Annotated in this window: 17 protein-coding genes; 16 read left to right on the forward strand and 1 reads right to left on the reverse strand. The window is 35.6% G+C overall.

The features are described 5' to 3' along the window. Positions 1-35: 35 nt before the first annotated feature. The 6 genes from ACQCPR_RS05520 (at position 36) to ACQCPR_RS05545 (ending at position 5,548) form a co-directional block, all read left to right on the forward strand. Positions 36-233, forward strand: a complete 198-nt coding sequence (locus ACQCPR_RS05520) for an aspartyl-phosphate phosphatase Spo0E family protein (protein WP_427138450.1) — start codon at positions 36-38, stop codon at positions 231-233. Further along, positions 230-1,168, forward strand: coding sequence for an AAA family ATPase (locus tag ACQCPR_RS05525; protein ID WP_427138451.1), 939 nt, complete (start codon positions 230-232; stop codon positions 1,166-1,168). The genes ACQCPR_RS05520 and ACQCPR_RS05525 overlap by 4 nt, the downstream gene beginning before the upstream one ends. Then, positions 1,165-2,325 carry a DUF58 domain-containing protein gene (locus ACQCPR_RS05530; RefSeq protein ID WP_427138452.1) on the forward strand — a complete coding sequence of 387 codons (1,161 nt, stop codon included), beginning with the start codon at positions 1,165-1,167 and terminating at the stop codon, positions 2,323-2,325. Before ACQCPR_RS05525 ends, ACQCPR_RS05530 begins: the two co-directional genes overlap by 4 nt. Further along, a complete protein-coding gene (locus ACQCPR_RS05535) occupies positions 2,318-3,562 on the forward strand; it encodes a hypothetical protein (RefSeq protein ID WP_427138453.1) in 1,245 nt (414 codons plus the stop codon). The genes ACQCPR_RS05530 and ACQCPR_RS05535 overlap by 8 nt, the downstream gene beginning before the upstream one ends. Before the next feature lie 142 nt (positions 3,563-3,704). Then, positions 3,705-4,574, forward strand: a complete 870-nt coding sequence (locus tag ACQCPR_RS05540) for an NAD(P)-dependent oxidoreductase (RefSeq protein WP_427138454.1) — start codon at positions 3,705-3,707, stop codon at positions 4,572-4,574. A gap of 68 nt (positions 4,575-4,642) precedes the next feature. Next, positions 4,643-5,548 (forward strand): chemotaxis protein, encoded by a 906-nt coding sequence (locus ACQCPR_RS05545; protein ID WP_427138455.1) that lies wholly within the window; start codon positions 4,643-4,645, stop codon positions 5,546-5,548. Between the two features lie 339 nt (positions 5,549-5,887). Here ACQCPR_RS05545 and ACQCPR_RS05550 read toward each other — a convergent pair whose 3' ends face one another. Continuing rightward, complete coding sequence (locus tag ACQCPR_RS05550) at positions 5,888-6,352, reverse strand: YkyB family protein (RefSeq protein WP_427138456.1); 465 nt, start codon at positions 6,350-6,352, stop codon at positions 5,888-5,890. 193 nt (positions 6,353-6,545) lie between these two features. Here ACQCPR_RS05550 and ACQCPR_RS05555 point away from each other — a divergent pair, with 193 nt between their 5' ends. From ACQCPR_RS05555 to ACQCPR_RS05600, 10 genes are all read left to right on the forward strand, one after another. Then, complete coding sequence (locus ACQCPR_RS05555) at positions 6,546-8,585, forward strand: sensor domain-containing protein (RefSeq protein WP_427138457.1); 2,040 nt, start codon at positions 6,546-6,548, stop codon at positions 8,583-8,585. Positions 8,586-8,908: 323 nt separating this feature from the next. Next, the gene (fadH, locus tag ACQCPR_RS05560; protein ID WP_090563083.1) at positions 8,909-9,676 is read left to right on the forward strand and encodes a 2,4-dienoyl-CoA reductase; all 768 of its coding nucleotides are present in this window, start codon (positions 8,909-8,911) and stop codon (positions 9,674-9,676) included. A gap of 103 nt (positions 9,677-9,779) precedes the next feature. Next, positions 9,780-10,220, forward strand: a complete 441-nt coding sequence (cbpB, locus tag ACQCPR_RS05565; protein ID WP_427138458.1) for a cyclic-di-AMP-binding protein CbpB — start codon at positions 9,780-9,782, stop codon at positions 10,218-10,220. A gap of 803 nt (positions 10,221-11,023) precedes the next feature. Further along, entirely contained in the window at positions 11,024-11,899 is an 876-nt protein-coding gene (locus tag ACQCPR_RS05570) for a LysR family transcriptional regulator (RefSeq protein WP_269921421.1), read from the forward strand. 58 nt (positions 11,900-11,957) lie between these two features. Continuing rightward, entirely contained in the window at positions 11,958-14,360 is a 2,403-nt protein-coding gene (locus tag ACQCPR_RS05575) for a hypothetical protein (protein ID WP_427138459.1), read from the forward strand. Then, positions 14,360-15,289: an ABC transporter ATP-binding protein gene (locus ACQCPR_RS05580; protein WP_090563074.1), complete on the forward strand. Its 930-nt coding sequence runs from the start codon at positions 14,360-14,362 to the stop codon at positions 15,287-15,289. The genes ACQCPR_RS05575 and ACQCPR_RS05580 overlap by 1 nt, the downstream gene beginning before the upstream one ends. A gap of 1 nt (position 15,290) precedes the next feature. Beyond that, entirely contained in the window at positions 15,291-16,133 is an 843-nt protein-coding gene (locus ACQCPR_RS05585) for an ABC transporter permease (RefSeq protein WP_093494339.1), read from the forward strand. Positions 16,134-16,145: 12 nt separating this feature from the next. Further along, positions 16,146-17,582 carry a hypothetical protein gene (locus ACQCPR_RS05590; RefSeq protein WP_427138460.1) on the forward strand — a complete coding sequence of 479 codons (1,437 nt, stop codon included), beginning with the start codon at positions 16,146-16,148 and terminating at the stop codon, positions 17,580-17,582. A gap of 11 nt (positions 17,583-17,593) precedes the next feature. Further along, a complete protein-coding gene (locus ACQCPR_RS05595) occupies positions 17,594-18,586 on the forward strand; it encodes an AAA family ATPase (protein ID WP_427138461.1) in 993 nt (330 codons plus the stop codon). After that, a complete protein-coding gene (locus ACQCPR_RS05600) occupies positions 18,583-19,458 on the forward strand; it encodes a DUF58 domain-containing protein (RefSeq protein WP_427138462.1) in 876 nt (291 codons plus the stop codon). Before ACQCPR_RS05595 ends, ACQCPR_RS05600 begins: the two co-directional genes overlap by 4 nt. Positions 19,459-19,467 lie beyond the last annotated feature (9 nt).

Genomic DNA, 19,467 nt, shown 5'->3' on the forward strand with positions numbered 1-19,467 from the left:
GGAGGGAAGTTACATTGTTAAGGGGAGCGATCAGTATGTCAGAGACAAGGTTAAAAAAAATAGAGGATACTAGAGAGAAAATGATTCGATCAGCCCTAGAAAAAGGTGTCTTAAATCATAATACGATAAAGTTAAGTGAAGAGTTAGATCAATTATTAAATGACTTTCAACATAAAGTTAGGGATGAGGATAAGACCAAAAAGAGAGATAACAAGGGGGAGAGAGTAAATTGACTAGTATATCATTATTACAACAAGAACTGAATAAGGCCATTATTGGGAGAAAAGAAGAAATTGACTTTATGCTTATGGGGTTATTAGTACAAGGTCATGTCTTATTGGAAAGTGTTCCTGGCTCCGGGAAAACAATGATGGCTAAGGCATTTGCAGAAGCAATTCATGGTGAATTTAAACGTTTACAATTTACACCGGATGTATTGCCTTCAGATGTTACAGGTATTAGTTATTTTCATCCACAAAAACAAGAGTTCGTTCTTCGAATGGGACCAGTAATGAGTAATATATTACTTGCAGATGAGATCAATCGTGCAACTCCACGAACCCAGTCTAGTTTGTTGGAAGCAATGGAAGAAAAACAAGTTTCCATAGATGGGGAAACCATACCGCTTTTAAAGCCGTTTATGGTTATTGCCACTCAAAACCCAGTAGAATCGCAACAAGGTACTTTTCCTTTGCCAGCAGCGCAATTAGACCGATTTTTATTTAAATTGACGATTGATTACCCCTCTCAGGAAGAGGAAAAAAGTATACTGCAGCAATTTGGTCACTCTCCAGGAAAAGTTAATATTAATAAAATCGTTACTTTGGAACAGATTGAAAAGTGGACAGAGCAAGTGAAAGAAGTAACTGTTCATGAGGATATCATGACGTATATCATTCAAATCGTACATCATACTAGAAACCACCCATACATAGAACTAGGGCTTAGTAGCCGTGCTTCTTTGGCGGTTCTACAAGCTGCGAAGGCATATGCTTTTGTTAACAATAGAAACTTCGTGACACCAGATGACGTGAAAAAGATTATTGAACCAGTATGTCTTCATCGGATGAAGTTATCTTCGCAAGGAATGCTTATTCACAATCTAGCAGAGATTTTGAAAACAATAGTTGAAGAGGTGGAAGCACCTGTTGAGGCTAATGTACGATGAATTGGAATCGTCATGGTTCCGGTATTAGAAATACTAAAATGTATTTAGATCTTCTCGTTTTTGCTTTAATACTCAGTTTTCTATTTAAACAATTCATTTTTGTTGCGGTTATTTCATTTTTATTGTTAATTGCTTTAGTACAAATAATATATTTTCATAGAGTAGGCCAAAAGTTTGACTTTGTGAATGATAAAAATAGAATACGATTGATAAAAGATACTTCCTCACACTTCACATTAAATTTCAATAATAAAGGGCTTCCAATCTGGAACGCTAATTTAATAATTTCTTTTCAGAAGAATATTGAGCCAGATAGAATATTTAATACAGCAGTGGGTGATTTTCATGAAGTTAAAATTCCTTTTTCCATTGGTTATAATAAAAGTGTCTCATTAAAGGTTCCTATTAAAGGGGTGAGTAGAGGCCTTGCTCGTATTAAACATCTCCAAGTTGAAATTCCTCATCCATTAACAGAAGGATCTATATTATTGGAATTCAAACCTTATATACTTTTAGATGCCATTGTTTTTCCAACTATATACGATATAAATGAGGACTTTGCGCCGTCAAAATTGAAACAAGGAGAATTAGCGTTAAATTCCTCTTTGTTCGATGATCCTTTCTTCCCTGTTGGGACAAGGGAATATGAACCTGGTGACCAGTTCCATCATATACATTGGAAGGCTAGTGCGAAGACTCAGCAGTTACAGACAAAGATTTTTACACGTGTTGCAAATGTGTCGGTTTTGTTTGTTATCAATGTAGGAGAAAAATATAATGTTCTTTCTGATTTTGAAGACAAATTAGAGTGGCTTGCTTCCTACGCTGATGCTTGCTACAAGCAAGATATTCCATTTTCATTTGCGTTAAATATTAGAGCATCAGGAAAAGTACCTTTTGTGTATCTCCCATTAGGTAGTGGAGATTCTCATCGTATACAAGCAATGGAATTACTCTCCATCCTATCAATTGCTAATAGTCTTGTTCCTTTTGATAAACTACTAGCATACTTAGATATACATGAAGAGCTACCAGTTGCAACCTATGTGATTACGAATAGAGAAGATACGTTTACACCGTTTTTACATCGGTGGGAGCAGAGAACGAATGTAATATATAAGTCTTCTGCAAATGCAGGAGGCATCTCTCATGGATAAAATGATAAACAAGCTAAATGTTCAAGCACAATCAATAGGAAAATACATTCAAGATGTATGGATCATTGCGTTACTTTTGGTTATTTTTCATCATGAGACAACCTTCGAATTACCTTTTTTATGGATTATACTTCAAATTATCATAGCTATTTGCACGCAAATAATAATGAGTAGAATTGGACCAAATCCAATTATTCCATTTATACTTCCTACTGTTATTCTACTATTATTATTTTTGTTTAATTGTCCCCTTTGGTTATTTATTATAGGTGTTGGGTATTCAATTTGGCGTATACAAGTACGATTTAACAAAATACAGGATGAACAAACAGTTGAAAGTAACTATAATTTGAATTTCTTTTTAATATTTTTAGCTGTCCATTTTGTCTGTTTTATCATTGGTGTGGAGAACTATATTTTTCCATTATATTGCGTAGTTATTTCAGGAATAATATTTCCTATCGCTATGAGATTGTATGCGGTTTGGGTGAGTACTAATAAACAAAATTCAGCTTCAATGTCTCAGGTAATAGGTGGATTTCTCCTAGGATTGTTTTCTATAGTGTGCTTATCCACTGTGCTTTATTTTATTTTTCCTTTTATAAGAAAAGGACTTGATGTTCTGTTCGGGAAGGTTATGAGTATCGCCATCATTCCATTTATGCCTTTGTTAGAATATCTAGACAAGTTGTTAAGTCGTTTAGAAATTAAAGTACCGAAAGAAAGTGAACGGATCCAGTCAGAAGAGCAAACGGAAATGGAGCCAAACGAAATAGTTTCGGAAAGTATAGGTAATGGCTTTCCATTTGAACTAATCTTCATTGCGATAGTAGTTATTATAATTATATTTTTCATCCGATTTTTATTGAAAAATAAACCAGATACTTTATCGGCAGATTCTAGTGTTATTCATTATATAAATAAAGAGTTAGAGGAGGATAAGGAAAGGAAACGGTTGAATGGTCAGCTATCCCTGTATCAAGTGGATACGTCACTATTAAGAGAGAAGTATAAAGAATTTGAAATAGAGGCTTCCATGTATGAATATGATCGAACTAAAAGTGAAACTGTACGTGAATGGTTCGGACGGATGGAATGGGCAGTGATAGATGAGTTCTTTCAAGTTTATGAGGAAGTAAGATATGGCGGTCGAGCAATTCAATCTGAGAAGGCTGAATTTTTCCTATCTAACTTGGAAAAAATAAAAACAAAATATTTTTTTAAAAAAGATGTTTAAAAATGTCTGAGCGGGGCATAATAATAAAGAACACAGCAACATTCTCATTTCCCCCTTTTTAAGGATCACCCAAAAGTTATATGGGTGGTCCTCTTTTTTTGGTACACTAAATGTATTAGAAAATATAAACGGAGGTCTAACTATGTCAAAACAATTTAAGATTGGATTTATTGGTACTGGCGTGATGGGGAAAAGCTTGGTGAAGCATTTATTAAACGCTAAACATGAAGTAACAATTTATACTAGAACGAAAGATAAGGCAGCTGATCTTGTAAAAGCAGGAGCAAAAATGGCCTTATCTCCAAGCGAAGTTGCACAAACGGTTGAAATCTTGTTTACAATGGTCGGTTATCCTCATGATGTGGAAGAAGTGTATTTTGGTGACAATGGTATTTTTCAAATAGAAAATGCTAATTTAGTGGTTATAGATATGACAACTTCTACACCAACTTTAGCAAAGAAAATTGATGAAAAAGCAAAAGAAAAGGGGATGCTGTCGCTAGATGCCCCTGTATCTGGGGGAGATGTTGGTGCACAGTTAGGGAAGCTTTCTGTTATGTGTGGTGGAGACAAGTCGACATTTGACCAAGCACTTCCAATATTAAATCTCTTTGGGGAAACTATTTTATACCAAGGGACTGCTGGTGCGGGGCAGCATACTAAAATGTGTAACCAAATAACTATAGCTACTGGCATGATAGGTGTTTGTGAGGCATTAGCTTATGGAAGGAAAGCTGGCTTGGATTTAGATCAAGTTTTATGTTCCATTTCAACAGGAGCAGCAGGTTCATGGTCACTTAGTAATTTAGCACCGAGAATGATAGCAGGAAACAATGAACCAGGCTTTTATATAAAGCATTTTGTGAAAGACATGAAGATTGCTTTGGAAGAGGCAGATAAGATGGATTTACAATTACCTGGTTTAACACTAGCAAAATCATTGTATGAGGACTTAATAAATGAAGGTTACGCAGAAAATGGTACACAAGCCTTAATCAATATCTATTTATAATATAGTAATTATTTACTAGCGCATGTTATAATAGCTGTAATACATATTATGAAGGTAGGCGATTCATCATGAACGACCATAAAGGAATATTACTTGAAAGTGGCACGAACGAATTAGAAATTGTAGAATTTCAAGTTGGACAAAATAAATTTGGTATAAATGTAATCAAAGTAAAGGAAATAATTCAACCTATTGAAATAACGTTTATCCCACATGCACATCCACACGTTGAGGGTATTGTACAACTTCGTGGTGAGGTATTGCCTGTAGTAAGCATGAATAGAGTTTTAGGAATTCCTGTCCAAAACAAAAGTGACCAAGAAAAGTTTATCGTAGCAGAGTTCAACAAACAACGTGTCGTGTTCCATGTGGATAATGTTACTCAAATTCATCGTATCTCATGGGATCAAATTGAAAAACCATCCGATATTTATCAAGGTGCTTCTTCGCATGTTATTGGGGTTATTAAAAGACTAGAAGAAATGATTCTATTAATAGATTTTGAAAAAATTATTGTCGATATTAATCCAGAATCAGGTATCAGTGTAGAGTCTGTGAAAAAGCTAGGAAAACGTGAGCGTTCAGACAAAAAAATTGTCATAGCTGAGGATTCACCATTACTTCGTAAACTGTTACATGATACTCTGATAGAAGCTGGATACGCAAACTTGGAGTTTTTTGAGAATGGGTTAGATGCTATTAATTATTTAGAACAACTAACATCAGTAACAAGTGACATTTCAGAGCATGTACAAATTGTTGTAACAGATATAGAAATGCCTCAAATGGATGGTCATGCACTAACTAAAAAGATAAAAGAGCATAAAAACTTATCGAAGTTACCTGTGCTAATATTCTCTAGTTTAATTACCGATGATCTTCGCCATAAAGGAGATCAAGTCGGAGCAGAGGATCAAATAAGTAAACCAGAAATAGCCGAACTAGTTCTTAAAATCGATAAATTTATATTATAAGTGTGTCTAGTTTGAAATGGAGAGCGGGATAAGAGAAACCAGGTAAAATGACGTCTGGTCCTCTAAAAACAGAAACGTAGAAATACCGTTGATTTCCGCTACGTGCGGACGCTTTCCGTGGGCACAACTTCAGTCGCTTCCTTCGCTCACGCTTAGTCCAGGGCCTGCAGCTCACCCCGCAGAAAGCGTCCATCTGAAACGGAAATCAGTGGTATTATTTATTCTTTAAAGTACTAAGGATACTTCGTTCTTAGCATAATTAACCATATACTTTATATTAAAAAACTAGCAGAAAGATTGGTTTCTTCCTGCTAGTTTTCTATTCGTTTATAAAATTACTTACCTATCTAAATAAGATTTCATCGTACGTTTATTTCGGTTCTCTTTCATGTAGGACTTAGTACAAACAACAGGTTGTTTTGAGGACTTTTTCACAATAAGTTGAGGACCAATATAATCGGTAAGTAACTGCTTAGCCATCTTTAAATTCATCTTTTGGATTGGGTTTCGATAGGAATCGTCTAATTGTCCAAGATGTGGGAGGTTCTTAAAATCTTCTTTTACCGGAATCATATGAAAGTAATAGTCGGCATACTGGATCAAGACTGAGGATTGTTGTTGACTATGTTTTGGGTTTCGGACGAAATGAAGACCAACTTTTTTTGCTTTGTTTTCAGCTAATAGTTTATCAATTGTTAACTTTTTTAATTCATAAAGTGGCCTGTTATCTATTGCTGTTTTCGCATGACGGTTTACTGTATAGATTGCTGTTGCTATGTTTTTTTCATCTAATAAAACTGACATATAATCCCCCTTCGAAAGCTGCTCCATAATTATATCATACCAATTCCATTGCAAATTGTGTACACAAATCAAATAAATATAGAAAATAAATATATTTGGATAATATTTCTAAAGAAAGTAGTGTATAAACTGATAAAATGAAGTAGAATTATATATATATTAAGTTCTTTTATCGTAATCATTGGAGGCCTATATGCATAATTCAACAAATGAAAACACAGCAATCAGTGATTATTTAATCAATGTCATTAAGGAAAATCCCAACATCCCAACATTTTTACTTAAAAAAGATGGACAAAATGGATTTGCTGTTATTTATGCAAATGATGCTGCTACATCTATTTTACAACCATTTGAACAAAGTTCATTAGAAAAATTGTCAAATCAACTACAAACACTACTTGTTAGCAATGAAAAATATAAGTTCCATCAAAATATTCCTTTTAACATACAAAAACACCATTATAAGTATGATGTTGCTATTATGTTGTTAGAAAATGGAATAGAGATGGTTTATGGTGTAACAATGTATGATAGGACGAAGGATGAGATTGAAAAAAGTATATTAAAAAGATATAAAGACAAATATCTGTCCCTATTTAACAATAATTTAGATTCCATCATTTCTGTTTGTGAGAATGGAAACGTTCTCGACTTAAACGTTATAACTTCAAAGATTTTAGGGTATGATCCTAAAATCTTAGTAGGACAACCAATTGAACAGCTTATTGAGGAAAACTCAATGAGAAATTTTCAATTGATGGTGAAGCAAACACTCACTGGCTATGCTACTGAAATGCAAAATTGCTTAATACGTCATGATAATGGGCATTATTTACCTATGTATATAAAAGCCTTACCGATAGAAATAAATAATAATGTAATTGGATTGCATTTGGTTCTTCGAGATACAAAAACAGAATCGGATGAACAAGAACAATTATATTATCTTGCTTACCATGATCATCTTACTGGTCTTTGGAACAGGCGTGCTTTAAAAGAACATTTGCGGGATACTTTAATGAATGCAGAACCGGGTACTGAAATATCAGTAGTACGGATTGATTTAGATCGATTCAAAATGATAAATGAATCACTTGGCTATAATTATGGAGACGAGTTACTGAAAAAAATTGCAGATCGACTTGGGTTGTACATAGATAAATCGAATAATTTATATCGTCAAAGTGGGGACGAATTTGTTTTTATAGTGATAGGGAAAACAAGAGATGAGACTAGTGAGTTTGCAGAAAATATTTTAATAGAACTATCTAAGCCACTATACTTAGATCATCAAGAATATTTCGTTACAGCATCGATAGGTATTTCTATGTTTCCGTACGATGGAAAAAAGATGGATGAATTACTTATAAAAGCGGACCAAGCATTATATATAGCTAAAGATAGAGGAAGAGCACATTATCGTTATTACCAAGAACAAATGAATTTAGCCTTTCCAAATGATGCCTTAATGGAGTCACATTTGCGAAGAGCAATTGAGAAAGAAGAGTTTTCTATACATTATCAGCCACAAGTTAATCTAGTAACAGGTGAAATAAATTCATTTGAAGCATTACTTCGATGGAACAATAGAAAGTTTGGATATGTTTCACCAATGAATTTTATACCTCTTGCCGAAGAATCGGGAATGATCATGCAAATAGGAGATTGGGTGTTAGAAGAGGTTTGTAAACAGTTAAAATATTGGCAAGAAAAAGGGTACCGCCCAGTTAGAATCGCAGTAAATATATCACCAAAACAATTTGTACAAGACAATTTTGCTGTGAAGATACACGAGAAAATCCAGAAGTATGATATCAAACCTAGTTCATTAGAAGTGGAAATCACGGAGAGTGCTATGACCGATATGCAGGATACTTTTACTACTTTAAAAGAACTGAAGGATATAGGCGTTGTAATCTCGATTGATGATTTCGGAACTGGGTATTCTTCTTTAAGCTATTTAAAGAAATATCCTATAGATATTATTAAAATAGATCAATCATTTATAAAAGATATGGAATTAGATGATAAAAATGCAGCTATTGCTACAACAATTATCCAACTTGCTCATAGCTTAGGCATGGAAGTTATTGCAGAAGGCGTGGAAAAGGATCGACAAGTAGAAATACTTAAATCAGCTAATTGCCAAAAAGCTCAAGGTTATTTGTTCAGTAAACCTGTTCCTATTGAAGATATCAATGAATCATATATGCAATATAAAAAGCCGTAAATTCATTAAGAATTTACGGCTTTTTTAATGAAAGTATAAAACTTTATGTCTTCAAGAGCGAGATAGGTGTTATAAAGAGCATGATTTATTTATTGACAATGCTGATTATTGTTTCAGATGAAGGCTTTTTGCGTTATTGGTGTTCCTTTCTCTAGTAATGGGAAATAGCATAGGGAGAAGTACGCAAGAAAACCTTGGACAAAATAGTAACAGTTTTTAACTTTAATTGATCTTTTACTGGACAAAGAATTTACGGTTTTATTTGTTTATATATGATAAAATATTGAGTGAATGTTCATTCAATTTAAAAGGGGTGTTTGATTATGTTAAAACAGAAAACGATAATTGTTACAGGTGGCTCAAACGGAATGGGAAAATACATGGCTATGAAGTTTGTATCAGAAGGTGCAAATGTAGTCATAACCGGGCGTGATTTAGAAAGACTAGAGAGCGCTAAAAAAGAAATTGAAGCATATGGTAATACTATATCGTACTTTCAAATGGATGTTCGAAATCCAGAGCATGTAGAGGCAATGATTCATTTTGCAGATAAAACATATGGTCAAATTGATGGTTTAGTTAATAATGCGGCGGGTAATTTTATAGTAGAAGCAGAAAAACTTTCACCTAACGGGTGGAAAGCTGTAATTGATATCGTTCTAAATGGTTCTTTTTATTGTTCAAGTGCTATTGGAAACTACTGGATTAGCAAAGGAAGTAAGGGGTCTATTTTAAATATGCTTGCCACATATGCATGGGGAGCAGGAGCAGGAGTAGTCCATTCAGCTGCTGCAAAAGCTGGTGTTATGTCATTAACTAGAACATTAGCAGTTGAATGGGGGAGTAAATATGGGATTCGAGTAAACGGAATCGCACCAGGCCCAATTGAGCGTACTGGAGGAGCAGGAAAACTGTGGGAATCAGAAGAAGCAGCAAAACGAACACTTAAATCTGTTCCACTTGGACGCCTAGGAAAACCAGAAGAAATTGCAGAACTTGCGACATTTATATTATCCGATAAAGCTTCTTATATGAATGGTGAAATTGTAACGTTAGACGGTGGTCAATGGTTAAATCCAAATCCTTTCTAACATATAAGTAAGCGATTTCATGGTTTTTTTATTCCTTTAATATGCTATGATAGTTACATAGGGTGTTTTCTTATGATGAAAGCAAACAAAGGAGTAGGATGCAATGATAACTGTGAGCAGCAAAGATTTTTTACAAATTCCGATTTTGGAGTACATTATTTCTGCAGAAAAGGTTGCACATGTACAATTAGGAAATAACGCAGAACACGCTTTACTTGTACTCACAAAAACTGGGTATTCTTCTATTCCAGTATTAGATGTAAAATATAGACTTCAAGGGTTAATCAGTTCTCAACAAATTACAGACGAAATTTTAGGATTAGAACATATTGAATATGAACGTTTACCAGATTTAAAAGTAGACGATATTATGAAAAAAGACATTGCTGTCATTCATGTAGATGAGAAATTCCAAAAAGGGTTAGATTTATTAGTAAATAATCCTTATATCTGTGTAGTAGACGATGAGAGAACTTTTTTAGGGATTTTAACTAGAAGAGTCATATTGAAGCAAATGAAGAAGTACCTATATAAGGCACAATAAAATTTTAGATATTTTTTTTATCAAGGAAGGCCAATCTAAGATGGCCTTCTTTTTTTCAAAAGAAAAGAAAATATAAAAAGATGTGCCGTGTACACTGGATTCATAAGACTTAAAAAATGAATAATACTACTGTGATTTCCGTTTCAGCTGGACGCTTTCCGCGGGGTCTCGACTATCTCGCTGTTCCCGCTGGAGTCGCCATCTTTCACTTCAATAAACTTAGTGTGTAGTACTCCACTTTAAGATATAGCATAGCTTATCGCTTAGATAATAAAATTGGTCAAATTTAAGAAAGTGATAAAGTTATTTGTAATTGCTTTTGAATTAAAAATGCGATTATCCAATAATGGTGGAAGAAAACAGATTTTCTTTTATACTAGTGGAAATAAAGAGAGGTAGTATGTGTTTGTCCCATAAAGAAGCGAAATAGCGAACGAAATTGCATCTTCGAGAGCCTCCACAATGAATAGTAAAGTAGCTTTTCTCTAGTTAACAAAAACGCACTTACCTGTTTCTAAGAGTTGTAGAAGAGCGACGGACAGACAAATGCCATAAGATTATCGAAAAAAAGGGATGCTGGTTGGTTGTGACGTCCGTCACAACCAACCAGCATCCCTAAAAATTCACTCGGGAATCATATAGTAAAAAGGCTGTTTAAAGCTCTTCGAAACGACAGAAACAGGTATTGACCTAAAAGATCCGGGCGTCTTTTGCTCGGTTTTCCTTATAAAATCATTTATGTGCATATCCTTTTAGAATGCGTATGAATGTCACTACAATCCCATTTGAAAAGAGGAAAGACTATGGTAACAGATTTTCTTATTATTAGAACATTAGCAGAGGAACAAAATATGCGAAAAGCTGCTGAAAGATTGTTCCTATCTCAGCCAGCGTTATCTCTAAGACTCCAAACAATTGAAAAAGAATGGAATGCAAAGCTTTTTTTGAGATCTCAAAAAGGTTTAACTGCAACGCCAGAAGGGGAGCTCGTCATTGATTTTGCTAAACAGGTACTTCAGCAAAGAGAGGAAGTATTTGAAACGATTCAATCATTATCATCAAAAGTACATGGTACCTTGAAAATTGCATGTGCTTCAATTGTAGGGCAAAATTGGTTACCAAAAGTATTGAAAGACTTCGTACAAACATATCCAGAAGCTAAGATTTCTCTTTTAACTGGATGGAGTTCAGAAATTGTCAAATCAATATATGATGGTGAGGCTCAGATTGGAATAGTGCGTGGACAATCTGATTGGAAGGGGAACAAAATTCATTTGTTTAGAGATACTTTATATTTGGTGGACAAGGAGATGACGTCCATTGATGAAGTGTTGACAACGGAAAAACCTTTTATCCAATTCAAAAGTGATTCTAACTATTATCAGGAAATTCAACAATGGTGGCAGAAGCATTTTGCAATTAATCCTAAAAGACAAATTATCGTCGATCAAATTGAAACATGTAAACAAATGGCACTAAATGGAATAGGCTATGCAATTCTACCTTCCATCACATTAACGGGACATGAGAATGTGAACAAAATACCTTTAACAAATGATGAAGAGCAGTTTGAATTGACTAGAGATACATGGCTTATTGGTTATGATGCGGCATTTGAACTACCTCAAGTTGGCGCTTTTGTCGAAATTGTCAAAAAACACGCAAAAAACTTTCAATGAAGGAACCTAACTCCGCCATTATCGTACTAATACATATATAGACAAAGGGGGGAAAAAGATGCATATAAAAAAGTTTGTGATGGTTATTTCAGCATTTATGATTTATTTTATTTTATTGCCATCAATTGAAGCATTAGCAGCGCCTGAACTGAATGTAAAAGTGACGACTGGATTTAATGGAAAAGCAAAATATGGCGAAGGCTTGCCTATATCTCTAACAGTGGAAAATAAAGGGGATGCATTTTCAGGTGACATCGTCCTCGACTTAGCTGAGTCCTATAATTTAGGAAATGCACAGTCCATTCCGTTTGAGATTGGAGCAGGAGAAACAAAGACAATTCAGGTAGGAGCTAGTGGGTTAGCGGAAGATTATATGTATCAAGGAAATAATGTTCAAATGATTCACTTTTTTGAGGGAGGATGGGAAAAAGGGAAGTCCATCACCTTCAAAGGAAATAAAACGTTCAAAACAAGCTTTCAAGATCCAGCAACCATTTACTATTTAACATTAACGGAAAGTGCAGATCGTCTAAAAGTTCTCAATCAGCTTAAGCAACCAAATCAAATGAACGATGAAATTATTCATGTAGCGCAGCAGAGTGACTTTGTGTTACCGGAAGAAGCAGTTGCCTGGGAAATGGCAGATTACATTATTATAGATGAGTTCGTAATTGCTGATTTAACTGAACAGCAACAGCAAGCACTTATCGATTATGTCTCATATGGTGGAATAATGGTAGTTGGTGCCTCCGATAATGTAGCAGCAGAGCTTGGAAGCATAAGTGGGTATTTACCATTAAATTTACATACAACAACGCAAAGTATCACTGCTCAACAAGCAAGTGCATTAACAGCGAATAACTTGCTGTCCAATGATTTGAAGATATATGATGCATCTTTGACAAGTGGATCGGCACCATCGATACAACTGGATGGGACATTACTAGCAGCTACCAAACAAGTCGGCAGCGGAACAATCATTCAAACTACTTTTTCACTTGGAGATGCTCCTTTGGCGGCTGATCCTGTTTATAGTGATTTAATGTCCAGCATATTGCAGTCAGTACAAGTGAAAAATACACAAAGTATGTACGGTTATAATACGCAAGATGAGCTTGTATATAACTTAGGTGGAACGAACTCGTTATTTAGTTCCTTTAAGGTATCTACACCACTAATGATAGGTATTGTCATTGTATATATGATTATTATAGTTCCATTGTTATATATTATCTTGAAGAGAAAAGACAAACGAGAATATGCTTGGGGAATCATTCCACTTACTGCGATAATCGCTTCACTTGCGATTTTTGGCTATGGTGCAAAGGATAGAATAGCAAGACCTCAAGTCCAGCAATCCTCCTTTCTTCAAGTTAATGAAGATAAGAGCTTACATGGATATTACGCAGAATCGATTTTAAGTAATAAAGGTGGAGATTTTACTTTTGATGCACCGGTTTCCACTACGATGGTTGCACAAAGAGGTACAAATTCGTTCACGGGACAAACTGCTAATGTGCATGAAAATGCAATTATGGAAAAACATGCAACGAATAGTGAACTTACATTCCGTGATGTTGGTTATTGGTCTGTATCTTCATTGTTTGGGGAGACACAAGTTCAAGATGTTGGTAATTTCGAGGTAGATTTAAGAGTCGATTCAAGTAAGATTCTTGGAACAGTTCAAAATAACTTTCCTTTTGGCTTAAAAGATGTCGCAATTTGGTCAGGTAGTAAATTGTATAAATTAGGTGATCTCGCTGTTGGAGAAAAGCTAGAGGTTGATAAGGATCTTGGTACGGTCATGCTAATGCCAATTTCTAACCCATATGTTAATACAAATTACGGAGCTTTTGCGAACAACCAAATGGATTTATTGACCCAACGAAAACAAGCTCTATATTCATCGAGTATTATGTTTAAAAATTCTAACTCAGCTCCAGCAATTACAGGCTTTGCTGAGGACAATATTCTTCCGATTGAATTAAAGAACAAAAAAGTAGAGCTTTCCGCGTTGCATTTAGTTATTCAACCTTTCACGGCTACTACTATTTTCTCTGGAGAGTTTACGCTTCCAGCTAATATGTTTACAGTCAATGTAAATACCGAAGAATATGGTAAATATATGGAACCAGTTCAAAATAGTAATCTCGAGTGGTATTTAGATGATGGGGAATACAATGTATTTTGGACAGTACCAGAAACACTACCTGTAGATAAGGTCAATTGGACACAGCTACAAATTGCAAATACAGATCGCAATTCCCATACAATTGAAATTTGGAACTTAAAAACAGAGTCTTTTGAAGAAATTACTGAAAGTCGATTTACTTTAACTGAAAATATTGATACGTATATCAATGAAACAGGAATAATACATTACAAACTAATCAAAAAATCAGTGCAAGGGGATCCATATACACGACTTCCAGAAGTACGTGTGAAGGGGGAGGTGAAGTAATGATAGAAATCAAAGGATTAACAAAAAAATACGGTTCGTTTTATGCATTAAATGATATAAATTTAACACTACAAGAAGGTACAGTATTTGGTTTCGTAGGAGCGAATGGAGCAGGTAAGTCCACAACTTTTTCAATACTTGCAACATTACTTCAGCCGACCTCTGGAGATGCTTTTGTTAACGGAAAAAGTGTAAGGACAGATCCAAGTGATGTACGCAAACAAATTGGTTATATGCCTGACTTTTTTGGAGTGTATGATCAATTAAAAGCAAATGAATATTTAGATTTTTATGGAGCAAGTTATGGAATTTCAGAAGTGGAACGAAAGGTACTAATACCTCAGTTGCTTGAGCTAGTTAATCTTTCCCATAAACGTTATGAATATGTCGATTTACTTTCACGAGGGATGAAGCAACGCTTATGTTTGGCCCGTTCACTAATACATGATCCAAAGGTTCTTATATTAGATGAACCGGCTTCAGGACTTGATCCACGTGCGCGTGTAGAAATGAGAGATATACTAAAGCAGTTAAAAGGAATGGGGAAAACGATACTCATTTCCTCACATATATTGCCAGAGTTAGCTGAAATGTGTGATGAAATAGGTGTGATTGACGGGGGAAGGCTTATCGCGCACGGCTCTGTCGCTGACATCCAAGCACAACTTGCAGGAGAAAGACATATTACGGTGAAGGCAAAGGGATTATTAGAAAATGTTGCGACCTTTTTTGAAGAGGATCCTTTTGTATCTTCAGTGGAATTACACACAGAGAAAAATTCGGTTACCTTCAATTATAGAGGTACCGAGGACGATCAAATCAATTTATTGAAAAAAGCGATGGATCATTCAATAAAAATTATTTCCTTTTCCGAGACAGAAACAGATCTTGAAGATGTCTTTATGGAAATAACGAAAGGAGCGAAATAATATGAAGCAGGTGTTTTCTAATCCAGTATTGGTAAAAGAAATAAAGTTGCGCTTTCGTTCCCCAAAAAGTTTTATAGGAATTCTATTTTATTTAATCGCCATGTGCATTTTTGTTTTTGGATTTATCTTACTAACAACTCAATTCTCAGGTACTGGATATTTCCGCCCAGAAGAAAGCTTTTTTATGTTCACAATGCTCACTTATATACAATTAGGATTAATACTTTTCATCACTCCAGGTTTAACGGCAGGTGCTATTAGCTCAGAGCGAGAAAAGCAAACATTAAACATATTATTAACGACAGCACAGACTTCATTTCAAATAATTTTTGGAAAATTAACTTCATCCATTGCATTTTTACTATTGCTATTAATAGCAGGCTTACCGATTTATAGTATGGTTTTCTTATTTGGTGGGGTATCACCAGGACAACTAGGGATTATTTTCTTATATTTCTTTTTAACGATGCTTGCCATCGGAAGTATTGGAATTATGTATTCGACCATCATTCGTAAAACAATTGTTTCAATGATAGCAACATATGGGACAATGATTTTCTTAAGTGCGGTAACTGGTTTTATTTACTTAGTTATAACAGGAATGAATACGATGGTATCAGGTTCTCTATCATCTTCACCGGTAGGTCATTTCTTTGCGAGTATTAACCCAGTTGTGTTAGTGCTAACGCTTGTATCACCAGGATCAGATACTTTTATAACGGATACAACTAAAGTAGATTTTCCCATTTGGGCAGGCTATGCAATCTTTTATATTTGTATTACAGCATTAGCTATTTTTATATCGGTGAAAAAGTTACGAGTAAATATGAAGCGGACAAAATGAGGAGGACGATAGATGAATAGTCCAAAAAAGTTAATCCGGTACATTCTAAAAGCTAAAAATAGCCTTGCAGCAGAGCATTATATTAGAATGTTCCAAGCTGCTATATTTTACGGTTTTAGTGCTACTGCGTTAATTCTTTTAGTATCCCGTTTGTTTGTCCTTCCGTATTATTTAAGAACTTCCATTCTTGTTGGAAGTTCTGTTTTTATAGGAACGTTTTTGTATGCGTTTTGGAAAAGACCAACAAAAAGTGAAGCAGTACAAAAGTTAGATTCCTTCTATCTAGATAATTTATTGGTAAGTGCTTTAGCTTTCCTCGAGGAAAAGTCTTTGCTCTCCAAAGGGTTAATAGATAAAGCGGTACAAAACAGTGAAGTTGCATTCCAGCTATTTAGGAAACGCGACAAAAAGTATTTTCAGCCAAAGTGGATTTTGGGATTTGTTTTGGCATTTGCGGCTGTTCTCTTCTTGTATGCATTCCCAGCTACTACACAATTAGAGGCAAAGGATTTGGAACAAGAGCAGAAGATTGTTAAGGAACTAAAGAAAGAGGTAAGTAAGCTTGAGAAAAAAGAGTTGTCAAAGCCAGTAAAAAAAGAACTAAATAATCTGAAAGAAAAACTAAAGGAAGTAGATACAGCAGAAGAAGCTCTACGTGAAGTAGTGAAAAAACAAAAGGAATTAGCACTAAAGGAACAGAAGTTAGAGCAAAAGAAAGAGGTGCCTCAGCTGGAAGGTGCATCTGACTCTTCTTTAACAGTCGAGGAGCAAAAAGAGTTAGCATCTCTAATAGATACTAATAATTCACTAGCTAAAAGTGCATCTAATTCTCAAACTACGTTAAGTAAGATGGGTAAATCTTTACCGTTCAGTTCAAGTGAGATCGCTAAAGGAAGTAAAAATAGTCAATCTTCTAGCAAAAATAAAGGTAAACAGGGGAATAATCAAACAGGCCAAGGACAAAGCCAGGGCCAAGGCCAAAGCCAGGGTCAAGGCCAAGGCCAAGGACAGGGGCAAGGGCAAGGCCAAGGCCAAGGACAGGGGCAAGGGCAAGGCCAAGGCCAAGGACAAGGCCAAGGCCAAGGACAAGGCCAAGGACAGGGACAAGGCCAAGGACAAGGCCAAGGCCAAGGTCAAGGTCAAGGTCAAGGTACTGGAGCTGGGTCTGGTGCAGGTTTAGGTTTAGGAAGTAGAGATTTACTCTCTATTCCCTCAAGGATTGGAGGAACTGGAGAAACATCAGTCGATCCAGGTGAACTTGGAGACGGAGATTCCGCTAGTGAACAACCTGCCGATACCCCCATAACTCGTGGCTCCGCAAGACCATATGAAGAAGTGGTCAATGAATACTCAGAGTCCTATATAAAAACCTCTGAACGTATGCAGTTACCATCAGATTTACAAAGGATTGTTCAAGATTACTTTTCGTCAGTTGAAAATAGTGAATAACGGAGGGAAATATGACTTTTACAACAGAAGACTATATGAATATGAGTAATCGTTTAGGCGATGTTCGAACTGAAATAGGGCAATTTATCGTTGGTCAAAAGGAGGCAGTCGAGTTTTCTATTTACTGTGTGTTAGCAGATGGGCATGCTTTACTAGAAGGTTTACCTGGGTTAGGTAAAACGATGCTCATACGAACAGTTTCGGAAGTTTTAGATTTATCCTTTTCTCGTATTCAGTTTACCCCGGATTTAATGCCTTCGGATATCACTGGTACGAGTATGATTGAAAGATTAGAAAATGGAAAACAACAATTTACCTTTCAAAAAGGACCAATTTTTAGCCAAATGGTATTAGCAGATGAGATAAATCGAGCAACACCTAAAACGCAAAGTGCACTTCTAGAAGCAATGGGAGAAAAAACAGTCACCGTGCTAGGGGAAACCAAACAAATGGATAGACCTTTTTTCGTTCTTGCTACTCAAAATCCAATTGAAATGGAAGGAACCTATCCATTACCAGAAGCTCAAATGGACCGTTTCTTATGTAAAATACTTGTATCGTATCCTTCCAAAGCCGAATTAATGGAAATAACTAAACGTACGACGGGTGGGCAAACGATTCTATTGAATAAAATAATGAATGCAGAAGAAATAGTACATGCCCAGCAGATGGTAAAGGAAGTACTTATAGCAGATGATATGTTGGAATACGCAGTGGATATCATTGCAGCTACACATCCCAAAGAAGCTAGCATTCCTGAAATTGCTCAGTATGTTCAATATGGAAGTGGTCCACGTGGATTACAAAGTTTGATCAAGCTTGCTAAAGCCAGAGCGCTAGTTGCTGGGCGTTATCATGTATCAATTGCAGATATTAAAACAGTTGCTAAGCCTGTATTGAGACATCGTTTATTACTTAATTATGAAGGGGAAGCAGAAGGGAAAACAGCAGATGAACTGATTGACCTTATCCTACAAACAGTTAAGCAAGGACAAGCTATATGATTAATGAACAATTAGTTCCAAAGGATTGGGCTGGGAAACTAAGTAGATTATCGATAACATCTAAATCGAAACTAAGAGGTCAGCATAAAGGTTCTCATCGCTCACAACGTTTTGGTGCTTCGTTAGACTTTTCAGACTTTCGGGAATACTCACCTGGTGATGATGTACGGCAAATAGATTGGAATGTGTATGCACGTACAGATAATTATTTTATCAAACGGTTTTTAGACGAACAAGAAATGCGAGTGCATATTTTACTTGATACTACAAAGTCAATGGGGCAACCTATTAAATGGAACTTTGCTAAACAATTAGCAGCATCTTTGGGGATTCTTGTACTTCAGAGGGATGATCGATTATCCTTTTCAGCTGTTAGTGAAGGTAAGAAGTCCCCTTTCAGAAGAAAGGGAGCAACCTACCGGAAAGCCTTCATCCAAACTATTTCTGATATAGACGAGCCAGCTATGAGTTCTTCTTTTACAGATCATGCACTTCCATTTCTACCAAAGGATAGTACAGTTTTATTTGTCATAACGGATTGCCTGGAAAGTATTGAGTCATGGGAAAGATTCCTTCAAAAGCTACCAAAATTTGCTGGCGATATTCGAGTTTTACAAGTTGTTACTGGTGAAGAGTTAGATCCATCTTATGGTGGAGATGTGCAATTGGAGGATATTGAAACTTCGGAACAAGTAAATGTATCGATATCTTCTCGAGTACTAGAAGCATATCATCAGGAAAGAAAAGAGCACCAACAGCGAATAGAACTACTTTGTCATAGGTTTGGTATTAAATTACTTCAAGTTAATGCAGATGAAGGTATTTCGCATACGATGTTTCATCAGTTACTACGAGCAAATTGGGTGCAATGAGGTGATAAG

The sequence above is a fragment of the Psychrobacillus psychrodurans genome (genome assembly GCF_050209195.1).
Taxonomy (GTDB): domain Bacteria; phylum Bacillota; class Bacilli; order Bacillales_A; family Planococcaceae; genus Psychrobacillus; species Psychrobacillus psychrodurans.

Excerpts from the sequence above, each read along its gene's own strand:
- ACQCPR_RS05520 (WP_427138450.1), top strand. The coding sequence starts at position 36 with ATGTCAGAGACAAGGTTAAAAAAAATAGAGGATACTAGAGAGAAAATG.
- ACQCPR_RS05530 (WP_427138452.1), top strand. The coding sequence starts at position 1,165 with ATGAATTGGAATCGTCATGGTTCCGGTATTAGAAATACTAAAATGTAT.
- ACQCPR_RS05535 (WP_427138453.1), top strand. The coding sequence starts at position 2,318 with ATGGATAAAATGATAAACAAGCTAAATGTTCAAGCACAATCAATAGGA.
- ACQCPR_RS05540 (WP_427138454.1), top strand. The coding sequence starts at position 3,705 with ATGTCAAAACAATTTAAGATTGGATTTATTGGTACTGGCGTGATGGGG.
- ACQCPR_RS05545 (WP_427138455.1), top strand. The coding sequence starts at position 4,643 with ATGAACGACCATAAAGGAATATTACTTGAAAGTGGCACGAACGAATTA.
- ACQCPR_RS05550 (WP_427138456.1), bottom strand. The coding sequence starts at position 6,352 with ATGTCAGTTTTATTAGATGAAAAAAACATAGCAACAGCAATCTATACA.
- ACQCPR_RS05555 (WP_427138457.1), top strand. The coding sequence starts at position 6,546 with ATGCATAATTCAACAAATGAAAACACAGCAATCAGTGATTATTTAATC.
- fadH (WP_090563083.1), top strand. The coding sequence starts at position 8,909 with ATGTTAAAACAGAAAACGATAATTGTTACAGGTGGCTCAAACGGAATG.
- cbpB (WP_427138458.1), top strand. The coding sequence starts at position 9,780 with ATGATAACTGTGAGCAGCAAAGATTTTTTACAAATTCCGATTTTGGAG.
- ACQCPR_RS05570 (WP_269921421.1), top strand. The coding sequence starts at position 11,024 with ATGGTAACAGATTTTCTTATTATTAGAACATTAGCAGAGGAACAAAAT.
- ACQCPR_RS05575 (WP_427138459.1), top strand. The coding sequence starts at position 11,958 with ATGCATATAAAAAAGTTTGTGATGGTTATTTCAGCATTTATGATTTAT.
- ACQCPR_RS05580 (WP_090563074.1), top strand. The coding sequence starts at position 14,360 with ATGATAGAAATCAAAGGATTAACAAAAAAATACGGTTCGTTTTATGCA.
- ACQCPR_RS05585 (WP_093494339.1), top strand. The coding sequence starts at position 15,291 with ATGAAGCAGGTGTTTTCTAATCCAGTATTGGTAAAAGAAATAAAGTTG.
- ACQCPR_RS05590 (WP_427138460.1), top strand. The coding sequence starts at position 16,146 with ATGAATAGTCCAAAAAAGTTAATCCGGTACATTCTAAAAGCTAAAAAT.
- ACQCPR_RS05595 (WP_427138461.1), top strand. The coding sequence starts at position 17,594 with ATGACTTTTACAACAGAAGACTATATGAATATGAGTAATCGTTTAGGC.
- ACQCPR_RS05600 (WP_427138462.1), top strand. The coding sequence starts at position 18,583 with ATGATTAATGAACAATTAGTTCCAAAGGATTGGGCTGGGAAACTAAGT.